Origin of the sequence: Rhizomicrobium palustre, assembly GCF_011761565.1 — a bacterium.
GTDB classification, from domain to species: Bacteria; Pseudomonadota; Alphaproteobacteria; order Micropepsales; family Micropepsaceae; genus Rhizomicrobium; species Rhizomicrobium palustre.
The window spans coordinates 2,801,027-2,812,354 of sequence record NZ_JAASRM010000001.1; the positions used below are offsets into that span (position 1 = coordinate 2,801,027).

The 11,328-nt window shown below is 57.1% G+C and carries 9 protein-coding genes and 1 tRNA gene; 6 read left to right on the forward strand and 4 right to left on the reverse strand.

The window, feature by feature from the left end:
• The first annotated feature begins 43 nt into the window (after nucleotides 1–43).
• Nucleotides 44–1,372: an OmpP1/FadL family transporter gene (locus tag FHS83_RS12455; protein WP_167083277.1), complete on the forward strand. Its 1,329-nt coding sequence runs from the start codon at nucleotides 44–46 to the stop codon at nucleotides 1,370–1,372.
• An 87-nt stretch (nucleotides 1,373–1,459) separates the two neighbouring features.
• Here the strand turns inward: FHS83_RS12455 and FHS83_RS12460 are convergent, their stop codons facing one another.
• Nucleotides 1,460–2,041 carry a phosphatase domain-containing protein gene (locus FHS83_RS12460; protein ID WP_167083278.1) on the reverse strand — a complete coding sequence of 194 codons (582 nt, stop codon included), beginning with the start codon at nucleotides 2,039–2,041 and terminating at the stop codon, nucleotides 1,460–1,462.
• Between the two features lie 392 nt (nucleotides 2,042–2,433).
• Between FHS83_RS12460 and FHS83_RS12465 the strand changes: the two genes are divergently transcribed.
• Genes FHS83_RS12465 through FHS83_RS12480 form a run of 4 tightly spaced genes read left to right on the forward strand, consistent with a single transcriptional unit; the run spans nucleotide 2,434 to nucleotide 7,321 of the window.
• On the forward strand, nucleotides 2,434–3,315 hold the full coding sequence (locus tag FHS83_RS12465) for a PIG-L family deacetylase (protein WP_167083279.1): 882 nt from the start codon (nucleotides 2,434–2,436) through the stop codon (nucleotides 3,313–3,315).
• Nucleotides 3,302–4,162: a glycosyltransferase family 25 protein gene (locus FHS83_RS12470; protein ID WP_167083280.1), complete on the forward strand. Its 861-nt coding sequence runs from the start codon at nucleotides 3,302–3,304 to the stop codon at nucleotides 4,160–4,162. Before FHS83_RS12465 ends, FHS83_RS12470 begins: the two co-directional genes overlap by 14 nt.
• A gap of 31 nt (nucleotides 4,163–4,193) precedes the next feature.
• A complete protein-coding gene (locus FHS83_RS12475; RefSeq protein ID WP_208414603.1) occupies nucleotides 4,194–5,381 on the forward strand; it encodes an efflux RND transporter periplasmic adaptor subunit in 1,188 nt (395 codons plus the stop codon).
• Nucleotides 5,378–7,321 carry a MacB family efflux pump subunit gene (locus FHS83_RS12480; RefSeq protein ID WP_167083281.1) on the forward strand — a complete coding sequence of 648 codons (1,944 nt, stop codon included), beginning with the start codon at nucleotides 5,378–5,380 and terminating at the stop codon, nucleotides 7,319–7,321. The genes FHS83_RS12475 and FHS83_RS12480 overlap by 4 nt, the downstream gene beginning before the upstream one ends.
• 17 nt (nucleotides 7,322–7,338) lie before the next feature.
• Here FHS83_RS12480 and FHS83_RS12485 read toward each other — a convergent pair whose 3' ends face one another.
• The 3 genes from FHS83_RS12485 to FHS83_RS12495 form a co-directional block, all read right to left on the reverse strand.
• Entirely contained in the window at nucleotides 7,339–7,860 is a 522-nt protein-coding gene (locus tag FHS83_RS12485) for a GNAT family N-acetyltransferase (protein WP_167083282.1), read from the reverse strand.
• A gap of 252 nt (nucleotides 7,861–8,112) precedes the next feature.
• The gene (locus tag FHS83_RS12490) at nucleotides 8,113–8,697 is read right to left on the reverse strand and encodes a hypothetical protein (protein WP_167083283.1); all 585 of its coding nucleotides are present in this window, start codon (nucleotides 8,695–8,697) and stop codon (nucleotides 8,113–8,115) included.
• Between the two features lie 452 nt (nucleotides 8,698–9,149).
• Nucleotides 9,150–9,225: transfer RNA gene (locus FHS83_RS12495), tRNA-Phe, on the reverse strand.
• A gap of 355 nt (nucleotides 9,226–9,580) precedes the next feature.
• On the opposite strand from FHS83_RS12495, the gene FHS83_RS12500 reads away from it, so the two are divergent.
• On the forward strand, nucleotides 9,581–11,299 hold the full coding sequence (locus tag FHS83_RS12500; protein ID WP_167083284.1) for a ShlB/FhaC/HecB family hemolysin secretion/activation protein: 1,719 nt from the start codon (nucleotides 9,581–9,583) through the stop codon (nucleotides 11,297–11,299).
• Nucleotides 11,300–11,328 lie beyond the last annotated feature (29 nt).

Here is an 11,328-nt window from a genome sequence, read left to right on the forward strand (position 1 = left end):
CTCGCCTATAATTTGGGCGGGGAAACGTACCATGAGGAATGCTATGCGCCGCACGGCCGCATTGTGCTTTTTTGCATCCATTTTGCTTTCGGGTTCCGCTTTGGCCAGCGGCTACGGGTTGCGCGATGTCAGCGCAGCCACGCTGGGGCTGTCCTATGCGGGCGACGCGGCCAACGGTTCGCGCGCTTCGACCTTGGCCTTCAATCCGGCGCTTGCCGCCGATGTGGGCGAGTTCGATGTCGCGATCAGCAATGTCGGGCTTCTGCCGAAGACCGACGGGACCTTCACGGCCACCACGGCGGCCGGAACGCCGGTCGCCGGCATCACCAATCCGAAGGATATCGTCAATACGGCGCTGATCCCGGCGATGGCGCTGCGCTATCGCCTCACGCCGACCATCGCCGTTGGTTTCACCGCCACCGCGCCTTGGGGCATGATCACCGATTACGGTAATACCGGCGTGACGCGCTATTACGCGACCATGAGCGACGTGAAGAGCGCGAACTTCTCACCCGTCGTCTCCTGGCAGGTTCTGCCGGAGCTTTCCATCGGCGGCGGCTTGCAGGTCCAGTACATCAAGGGCCGTCTCGCCAAGGCGATCGACTTCGGCACGCTCGGTTATGTCAACAAGATCCCGGGCTCTGTTCCGGGCGCTCGCGATGGCTTTGTCGAGCTGCGCGCCCAGGATTGGGCGACCGGCTGGACGATTGGCGCGGAATGGAAGCCGACGCCGAATTTCTCGGTCGGTGTTTCCTATAAATCAAAGATCGAGAACACGCTGAACGGCAATGAATGGTTCACGCTGGATTCTACCGGCATCGGCGCCACGCTGAAGGCCGTGACGGGGGCTTTTGTAAATGGCCCGGCGAGCGCGCCGTTCTCCAATCCCGATCTCGTCACTTTCGGCGCGCGCTGGAAGCTCGATCCGCAATGGACGATCTCGGTGGGCGGCGATTGGACCGGCTGGAGCGCCTTCAACACGCTGACCGCCCATTCCCACAATCCCAAGCAGCCCGACGATGTGACGGTGATGAACTGGCAGGATAGCTGGTTCGGCTCCGTCGGCGTCGAATATAAGCCCAGCCAGCTTTGGACGCTGCGTCTCGGCACCGCCTATGACCAGACCCCGACGACCTCGGGCTATCGCACACCGGGCATTCCCGATGGCGGGCGCTATTGGATCAGCGGCGGCATCGGCTACCAGCTCACCCAACATATCGACCTCGACCTCTCGGTCGCCCATCTCATCGCCGAGAAGGGCAATATCGCCCTTAAGGCCTCCGATCCCGGCAACGCCGCGCGCGGCAGCCTGACGGGCTCGGTGAACATGGAAGTCACCCTTATCGGCGCCGAATTCTCCTATCATCTGTAAAGGCGGCATCTGCTCGGAAGAGCAATTACCCGCGTGAAAATCCAAAGGCGGCTCCGACTGGGGCCGCCTTTTTGTTTGGCGTCATCATTATCGGTCGATCGGTGCTATTCCGTGTTCTGAAAGCCAGCGTTCAAGCACCACCGGGTCATACTGTTGCTGGATCCAGCTCACGAGGCTGGTGCCATTTGCCGCTTCCCGCGCGAATACCGGAAACGCCCGCAGCCACATCTGGTTTTGTCGCGGCATGTGCAAATAGGGAAAGCGGTCGAACTGTTTTGTGGCTTCTTCTTCCGCCATCCAGCCATACCGATGCAGTAGAAACAATGCCGACGCCAAACTCGTCCGATCCTGCCCGCCAGAGCATTTGATCAAAAAGGGCCGCGGTGCGGCATCAAATGTCTCCAATAAGCCCAGCAAGAGAACTCTGGTAGGCAGCCGTCGTGAGTTCATACTCAAATTGAAATGCTTGATTCTCAAGCGCCGGCAGCACCAGGCTTCCTTCTGCCACCAGCCCCATTCGGGATGCGCGCCACGCAGGTTAATGATGCTGCGGATGCCGTTCGATCGAAGATGGTGCTCCCAAAAGCCCATATATGGCTGTGCGGATCGCGCGGCTTCCCCGGGCACGATCCAATGGCAATTATAAAGAATATTCAGGACCGATCGCATTCTCGACCCATGGAGACTGTTGGCACTTGGTCTTAACGCGGGTGGCCCTTGTCTAAAAACGGCTATCGTGCACCCCAACCAAATCTCCACATAACGTCAGCCAAAGCACGGCAGAAAGGCACCGCATGGGAAAAATAGCGGGCTCCGGCGCGTCGTCCCACGGTAGGTGTTTGGCTTTGATCGACGGCCAGAGTTGTAAATTCGGCGCTGCCAGTAGCCGTCATCGCACGCGCCGGGATCGATATGGCGCCCCCACGCGGATGAAGCCTCAACTTCACCTCCACATTTCGCCAACGCAGGCATGAGACCTAATCGGACGTCGATGGCGGCTTAGCCATTCCATGTGCCGTTTGGCTACCGGCCTGGCTGTCAGGTCAAAAAAGGTGGTGGAGATGTCCGAATTATCTCGGTCGGGAGGTGGTTTGCCCGGTGTTGGGTTGGTTCGGAATCGCGCGCGCACCAAAGCCAATATTAAAGAACTTCTCTTTCCCACTACCCTCGACTTGGCGCATGGGCCGCTGTTGTCGCGATTTCTCAAGACCCCGGTCGTGGTGTTGTCGGCGCATTTCGACGACGCCTGCTTTTCGTTGGGTGGTCTACTTGAAACCATCCACCAGGGCACGTTGATCAACGTCTTCACCGCCGGTCGCTATTTGGCCAAACCACGAAAAGAATCGCCTCAAGAGGCCGATGTCTTCATCATACGGGATGCTGAAGATGAGCAATTTGCTCACGCCTGCGGTCTTTGCCGCATCGATCTGAAATGCAAAGAGCCCGCCTTGTACGGCCGTCATGTGGGCGATCTTAGCGGCGTTGCTGCAGACCTTGAGCAAATTATGGAGCCGGTGCTGCAAGCGATCGCAAAAATCGCGGCAGGGTTTCGCGAATGGGAAAAGGGGTACTTGTTTGTCCCCTTGGGGATTGGGCATCATTGTAATCATCGAGCTCTCAACGAGCTGATCCTCCAGAACCTCGACGCCATCTCGCAAAACTACGAGGTCTTGTTTTACGAGGATCAACCTTATGCGGCTTCTCCGTTCAACCGTCTCACGGCGCTGCTGCGGGTAGCACGCCGGCTCGATACGTCCATCACCGCCCGTTATGTGCTGCGGAACGACTGGGCGCAGAAAAAATCCCTCATCGAATTCTATCCTACGCAGCTTCGGACGCCGCCGCGGCGGTGGCGTTTCCGTCCGGCCGCTTTGTCTCCGCTTTCTCCGCATGAAGCCTTTTGGACATTTCCGCTGAACGGTGCACCGCATGTTGCCGAGTAACTGGACCTGTTTTGTTATTAATCTCGACCGCAGCACCTATCGCCTGCGGAGCATTTCGCGACAGCTTGCGAAATCCGGGATTGCGTTCCAGCGCTTCGAAGCTGTGGATGGCTCCGTTCTCGATCCCGACTGCCACCCGGCCTTCAACCGGCAGCGATACGAGCAGCGGCACGGAAAGGAACCTGTTGCCAACGAAATTGGCTGCTTCATGAGCCATATCGGTGTGATGGAAGCGTTCTTGAGAAGCGGCGCGGAACGCAGCCTGGTTCTCGAAGACGATGCTCTCATCGATGCGTCGCTCGCAGGTGTTCTTCACGAACTCGAAGACGCGGCGGATGCGTGGGATATGACTCTGCTCTATGGTAACCATTTTGGCGCGCCCCTTCGCCAGCGGCCATTGGGGATGAACCATCATCTCGTCGGCTTCTTCTTTCGTCAGACTGGCGCTGTTGCCTACGCGATAAATCGCAAGGCGGCGGAGGCATATCTTGCGCATCTGTTGCCCATGACGTTGCCCATAGATGTGGATTACGACCGTGCCTGGGACTTCTCCATCCGCTTTCGCGGTGTTCTTCCTTTTCCTGTTAGAACCGGAAAGCATGCATCCGAGATCGGAAAAACAGGCCGTAAATTTGTCTGGTATCGCCGGTTCGCCACCTATCTTAATCGCATGAACCATGGAGCGCGAAGGCTCCTGCATTATGCGTTCACCGATCCGATATGGCTGACAGCACTCAAGCGGCGTCTGGCGCCACCCACCCACCGCGCAGAGGGTAATGGATCGCCCCTGCAATCCGTAACCAGCCTTTCGCCGGTATTGTCACAACTGAAAAAGGCGCGGTCATAGACTGGCAATGCATAATTTTCTTAAGGGGTATATGATGTTTGAGCGGCTGAGAGCCTTCGTTTCGGAAAAGCCCGTTCGGGCGGCCACGATAGCGATCATCGCATCATGCTTGGCGTTCGCTGTTTTTGCGCGGCCGTCAAAAAAATCTCAGGATGCAGAACTTCTGACATCATCCGTTTTCCGCGGAACCATAGAAGAGACGGTGCTCGCCAACGCTGTTCTTGAACCTGTGCGGATGGTCAATGTCGGTGCGCAGGTTACCGGTCAGATCCGTGCCTTGCACGTCGGTCTTAATCAGCGTGTCAAGGCGGGTGATCTGATCGCCGAGATTGACTCTTTGCCACAACGCAACGCGCTGAGGATAGCCGAAGCGTCGCTCGCGAATATATCTGCTCAACAAAAGGCTCGGACCATCCAGTACGCTCAGGCGGAGAACGAGTTCCGGCGGCAGAAAAATCTACTTTCGGAGCAGGCTACATCCAGGTCTGCTTTCGATGCGGCCAAGGCATCCTACATGGCGCTGGAAGCAGAAGTGAAAGCTTTGACCGCGCAGATGACGCAGGCCAGAGTCGAAGTTGAAAATGCGCAAGTCAATCTCGGATATACAAGAATTGTCGCCCCCATTGATGGGGTCGTTATCGCTGTGGTCACCAAGCAGGGGCAGACCCTGAATTCGACCCAATCTGTTCCGACGATTGTTGTTCTGGCGCAGCTCGACGTCATGCGCTTGAAGATTCAAATCTCAGAGGCCGATGTCACGCGCGTACAGCCGGGCCAAAAGGTCTGGTTCAATGTCATTGGCGATCAGAATACAAAGCGTATGACGACTTTGCGGCTGATCGAAACGGCCCCCACGACGATGGCGTCGGACGGAGGTGCACAAACGACCGCTCAGAGTACGGCCGCAATTTATTATAATGGCCTTGGCGAGATTCCAAATCCCGATGGCAAGCTGCGCCCTCAGATGACCGCGCAAGCGAATATTGTGCTGAGGACGGCGACGAACGTTCTCATGGTACCGTGGCCGGCTCTGAAGGAGCGCGGGGCCGATGGGCGCTACCGCGTCGGGGCCGAAACTGCGGGTGGTAAAGTGCAAACGCGGTTCGTGCGGATTGGCGCCTCGGACAAAGTGAATGTGCAGATTCGCGATGGCCTGTCGCTTGGCGAGAAGGTGGTGATCGGCACAGCCGCTCCCGCTCCGATGGATAGCCCGCTATGAGTGCTTTGATTGAACTTTCGAATATTTCGCGCGTCTACTATACCGGAGACGAAGCCGTTGTCGCGCTCGATAGCGTGTCGCTGTCGATTAATGCTGGAGAACTGATTGCGATTGTAGGCGCCAGCGGTTCGGGAAAGTCGACCCTGATGAATATCCTGGGCTGTCTCGATCAGCCCAGCTCGGGCAGTTATCGCATCGATGGACAGGAAACCGCCGCGCTCCAGCCGGATGAATTGGCGCGCCTGCGTTGCCAGCATTTTGGTTTCATTTTTCAGCGTTATCATTTGATGGGAGACCTTTCAGCGGCAGCCAATGTCGAGATTCCCGCAATCTATGACGGGGCCGAACCGGCAAGCCGCAGTGAAAGGGCCAAGACGCTGCTTTCTAGGCTGGGTCTGGGTGATCGCCTGCGCCATTACCCCAGCCAGCTTTCGGGAGGCCAGCAGCAGCGGGTTTCCATCGCCAGGGCACTCATGAACGGTGGCGAAATCATCCTCGCCGACGAACCGACTGGCGCATTGGATAGCAAGAGCGGCGAAATGGTGATGGGAGTTCTTAAGGAACTTCATCGCGAGGGCCATACAATCATTCTGGTCACGCACGATATTCACGTTGCCGAGCATGCCGATCGCATCATCGAAATTCGGGACGGTAAAATCATCGCGGATCGGCGGACCAGAGAAAACCCAGAGCAGCCCCCCACCCATTCACGTCGTAGCCAAGGCGCTGCGTCCTCGCCGCGCGGGCGAAGGTTCCTTGATGCGATGAAAATGGCTTTTCACGCCATGGCGGGTCATCGCATGCGAACCTTTCTGACCATGCTGGGAATTATCATTGGCGTGGCCGCTGTCGTTCTCGTCACGGCGCTGGGCACTGGCACACAAAGAAAGGTGCTATCTCAACTCACGGAGCTGGGGGTCAGCACTATTGAGGTCTACCCCGGCAAGGATTGGGGCGATGAGCGCGCCAGTTCCATCCGCACGCTCATTCCAGAAGATGCGGATGCCCTCAAAGCTCAGCCTTACATCGACAGCGTCTCGCCGATCCTTTCGGCCTCAGGAAACGTCCAATATGCGAACATCTCGGTTTCCGCGGAGATACTCGGTGTCGGCGAAAGCTATTTCAAGACGGGCAATCTCAAGCTCAAGGCCGGGCGCCTGTTTGACCAGGGCGATATCCAGGCAAAGGCGCAGCTTGCGGTGATCGACGACAATACAAGAAAGCGGCTGTTTCCGCATGAGCTGTCGCCTGTTGGCAAGATCATCATGTTCAAGCAGATGCCTGTGGTGATCTGCGGGGTTTTGGCACCGCGCACGACAAGTTTCGGCGGCCGCAATCTTCAGATATTTGTTCCCTTCACAACCGTTCGCAGCCGCATCACCGGCCAGGAGACAAGCCTCTATGGGCTGACCATCCGGGTTGTCCGGCAGATTGACACCCGCTTGGCTGAAGGTGCTGTAAGCGAACTGCTGACACAGCGCCACGGCCGCAAGGATTTCTTCGTTTTCAACAGCGACCAATACCGCAAAACCTATGAGAAGACGGCACAAACGATGTCTCTGCTGATCTCTTCGGTTGCGGCTATCGCGTTGATCATCGGCGGTATTGGCGTGATGAATATTATGCTGGTGTCAGTGACGGAGCGTACCAAGGAGATCGGATTGCGTATGGCCGTGGGGGCCCGCAGGCGGGATATCATGCTGCAATTTCAAATCGAAGCTATCACCATCTGCCTGACCGGCGCCGTTCTCGGTATCGCGCTGGCGCTGGTGGTTTGCGCGCTTCCCGGTGAAGATAGCAGCGATTTTCCGATGGTGCTCACAGGAGGGGCGATCGGCATCGCCAGTGCGTCCGCGATCACAGTGGGGCTGCTTTTCGGGTATCTGCCAGCGCGTAACGCGGCCCGGCTCGATCCAGTTGTGGCGCTGTCACGAGAATAGATTTTCAGCGGCTTGGCTTACATGAGCTTTTCGAACCGGAATGCTTCGTCCACGCCGGGAAAATCATCCGAGCTTGGTCCATGCGGATCAGGGCGGCGGGCGTTGAAAAATTCGACGATCTTGAAGCCGCATTTGTTGACGTAGAAATGGATGTTCCGCTTCTCGAAACAGGGCGTGTGTGTTTCCCAGATGGCGGTCTTGGGAAACATCTGCTCGATGGCCAGCCATGCCTTATATCCAAGGCCGCCGCCATGTTCATTGACGGATATGAAGAAAAAATCGAGTGAATTGCGGTTGGTGGCGTCGTTGATCGAAACCACAGCGCCACCGACCTTTCGGCCGTCGCAAAGAATGCGCAGCACCACGGCACCGGCTGCGGTCATTGATTGATCGAGATCTTGGTCGGATGGGATTGGGCCCGCAGGCAGCGGCCCAAACTCCTCGATGACAGCCGCCGCAAATGCGTCCTGTAGTTCTCGTTTGAACGCCGGCAAATCTTCCGGTTCGGCTATCGCAAGGGTGACCAGTTTGTCTGTCATTCTGCGCTTCTAGCCCGTGGCCGTATCGGAAAACAGGGCGTTCCCGCCGCCATCGGGAGAATATGCGCAGACCCTTCAGCAAACCTCCACACATGGCAAAGGACAGGTGCGGCGCGAAGTCCATCGGATTGGGTAGAGGGAGAATGGTGCCCAGGGGCGAAATCCGTCTGGGGCACGCCCATGCGGAGAGCTACACTCCCGCTTCTAGGTAGAGTCGCATAGCGGCGAGTTTTGAGCTGTTTTACCGAACAACTAATTCGCTCTCACCCCTTCGCTCCAATGGGGGTTACTAGGGTCTGTTGGCCAATAGACTGGCAGGGATTCAACGGTTTGCTCCGGCCCCAAAAGCCCAAAGAATTTGAGCCGATAGTTTACTCTTCCGACCATTGCCAGTTGATTAAGCGGGATGCCCAGCTCGACACGGCAATCGTAAAAAGCCTTTGTCTTTTCCGATCCGATAGTCGTGTTGAGCGGATTACCTATCACCATCGTATCAATAGTATTGGCGAGGACATCACGATAAGCTGAGCCGACGCAATCAAAATGCGTAAGGACGGCAGAAACTAGTGGGCTCTTTTCCTCAATATAAAATGCGATATGCGTGGTTGCACTTACTTGACCAGGATCAAGATGGACCTCTGGTATTGCCTGTTGCCAGCTAAAATATAATGTCCATAGGAGCGCCACCGCGCCAGCCACAATCTTCCATAGCTTTCCTATAGGGGCTAGAAATTTAATTAGAATGGACGCTGTCGTTTCATTGCTTTGCTGAGCACTAGATTTATTCGTTCGCTGGGCGGACGATTTCTTTTTTTTGCGATTTCGCGATTTCGGCATGTCATGCCCCTTCAACGAATATGGGGTGGCCAAGCCGTGACACGGCCATAGACCAAAGACGCGGACGGCCAACAAGCAATCGGTCCACGATTAGAAATAAGGCTCTCACCAGGCCCGCAATTGAACTAATCGATCTCCAGTCTTCAAAGGTCATGCGCTTCGTCTCTCGACAGGCCTGTGCACTGCTTGGAATTCCTCATGCGACGACTGCGGGCGCCTCGTATGACTGACTGCACCAACTCAAAATCATCCCGCGCGAGATGTCGCATTGCCGTGCGAGCCAATTCGAAAATCTCAGAAGCTGGTTCCAGGTGCCCGTCCAACATCATCGGGATCATTGCTGGTTGCTAGATCCAGGATAAATGGATTCGATGAGGCTGGTGGTGTCACGTGTGGCGAAGTGGCTACTTTGGCCACAAAATTCAAAAAATATCGGGGTATTATGAAAAGAATGGTGCCCAGGGGCGGAATCGAACCACCGACACGCGGATTTTCAATCCGCTGCTCTACCGACTGAGCTACCTGGGCACGCTCGGTATCGAAAGGACGGGTCTTTTAGGCAAGGACCGGCCCGCTGTCCAGCCTGAAGCGCTATTTTTTCCAACCACTTCGCCGCGCCCTTGGCCAGGAGCGCTGGAGGGGGCGCGCAGGGGCTTTTGCGCTTTAAAGCGCCCTCATTGGGCTGGCGTGCGGTCCTGTTTGCCTTTGACCGCAGCTTTCTGGGAGCACGCTAAGATTGTCTCGCAGCCGACGTTTGGCGTTTTTCCTTTAGGACAAGTCTAGAACCTTTCTTATTTTACAGTGGTAACGGACTCTGCCGTAAATTCGTTGCAATTTAATTTGTCTAAAAATGCTGAATATACAAGGCATTACAGGGGGTGTCATGCGATTTACGCGCTGCCTGCTGGCTGCGGGCCCGGCCTTCATTGCTTGTGCTGTTTCATCAATTGCCGCCGAGGTGCCCTCTCAGGTTGCACCTGGTGCTGTCGAGCGGACGCTGCAGCAAAAGCTCCCAACCGCCCATGAAGACCGTATCCAGATCCCCGCGCCGTCCGGTTTTGATACGCCGCAAGGCGCGGAGAAGGTGCATTTCACCCTTAGCCGAATCGATCTCAGCGGGAATACGGCGGTGCCAAGCAGCCGCTTGGCTTCCGCCTATGCCGGGTTGATCGGCAAGGATGTCTCGCTGGCCGACGTCTTCGCCGTGGCGCGCAAGATCACCGACCAGTACCGCGAGGCGGGGTATGCGCTGAGTTTCGCCCTGGTCCCCGCGCAAGAGCTCGATCCGGCGACCGGCGCGGTCCGGATCGATGTGGTGGAAGGCTATATCGCCGAGATCCGCTTCGAAGGCGCACACAATAAGCTGCCCTCGGTCGTTACCGCCATGGGAGAGCGCATCAAGCAGTCCCATCCGTTGAAGACGGCGGATTTGGAAAAATACCTCCTGCTGATGAATGACGTGCCCGGCTTTGCGGTTTCTGGTGTGTTTGATCGCATCCCCGACGCGCCCAAGGGCGCCACGCGGCTGGTGGTGAAGACGAGCCAGCAGAGCTGGACGGCGAGCGCGTCGATCGACAATCGCGGCTCGAGTGCTTTCGGTCCCTGGCAGAGTTCGATCACCGCGGCCGCTTATGATCTGATCGGGCAGGGTGAAGACGTTTCGCTGCACGGCATTCGCGCCCTGAACGGCAAGCAGCTTTCGGCCGTGGTTGGTCAGATGTCCTTTCCGATCAGCGACAATGGCACGCGCCTGTCCTTCAACGGCATCTGGTCTGATGCTCATCCCGGTTCGCCGACGCTGTCGGCGATCAACTTCGGGTCGAGCGGTTGGACCTATGGTGCAAGCCTGAATTACCCGCTGCTGCGTTCGCGCCTTGAAAGCCTGTGGCTGCGCACCGGCGTTACGGGCAAGCTTCTGAAATCACAGTTTCTCGCCACGCCGCATTCGCGTGACCGCATTTATGAATGGAATTTGGGCGCCACCTGGAACAAGCGTGACGAAACCGGCGTGACGACGGGAGATATCACCTTCACCCAAGGATTGCCTTTGGGTGATGTCTCCGATGTGACCGACGCTCTGCGCAGCCGCAGCACTGGCAGCGCGATCTTTTCCTCAGTGGAAGCAACTATCACCCGCCTGCAATCCGTGCTCGACACCAAATACGGCGCCCTCGATCTTTATGGCGCGGCGCAAGGCCAAGTGGCCTCGCGTGGTCTGCTGTCGTCCGAGCAATGCGGCTATGGCGGCGCAGTGTTCGGCAAAGCCTATGACTCCAACGAAATGGTCGGCGATTTTTGCGCGCTGGGCGCTTTGGAAGCCCGCGTCACTCCGGCAAGCGTATTTTTGCCCTTCCCGAAAGTCCTCACCGGCGCGCAATTCTTCGCCTCTGTGGATTTCGGCTATACGTCGAACACCGGAAAGCTCGGCTTCGGCGATAAGACGAAAGACACCGCTTCGTCGGTTGGCGCGGGCCTGCGCTTCAGCCTGTTCCAGCGTGTGAACGGTAGCGTGGAATACGACCTGCCGATCAGCCGCAAGGTGGCCTTGGAAGGCAACAGCGACGGGCGCGTGTTCTTCCAGCTCTCCATTTCCGCAAATTGATCCGGCACGCGCCCCTTGTGTGGCGCGCC

Coding starts and splice junctions, on each gene's coding strand:
- FHS83_RS12455 (WP_167083277.1), top strand. CDS start 44: ATGCGCCGCACGGCCGCATTGTGCTTTTTTGCATCCATTTTGCTTTCG.
- FHS83_RS12460 (WP_167083278.1), bottom strand. CDS start 2,041: ATGCGATCGGTCCTGAATATTCTTTATAATTGCCATTGGATCGTGCCC.
- FHS83_RS12465 (WP_167083279.1), top strand. CDS start 2,434: ATGTCCGAATTATCTCGGTCGGGAGGTGGTTTGCCCGGTGTTGGGTTG.
- FHS83_RS12470 (WP_167083280.1), top strand. CDS start 3,302: ATGTTGCCGAGTAACTGGACCTGTTTTGTTATTAATCTCGACCGCAGC.
- FHS83_RS12475 (WP_208414603.1), top strand. CDS start 4,194: ATGATGTTTGAGCGGCTGAGAGCCTTCGTTTCGGAAAAGCCCGTTCGG.
- FHS83_RS12480 (WP_167083281.1), top strand. CDS start 5,378: ATGAGTGCTTTGATTGAACTTTCGAATATTTCGCGCGTCTACTATACC.
- FHS83_RS12485 (WP_167083282.1), bottom strand. CDS start 7,860: ATGACAGACAAACTGGTCACCCTTGCGATAGCCGAACCGGAAGATTTG.
- FHS83_RS12490 (WP_167083283.1), bottom strand. CDS start 8,697: ATGCCGAAATCGCGAAATCGCAAAAAAAAGAAATCGTCCGCCCAGCGA.
- FHS83_RS12500 (WP_167083284.1), top strand. CDS start 9,581: ATGCGATTTACGCGCTGCCTGCTGGCTGCGGGCCCGGCCTTCATTGCT.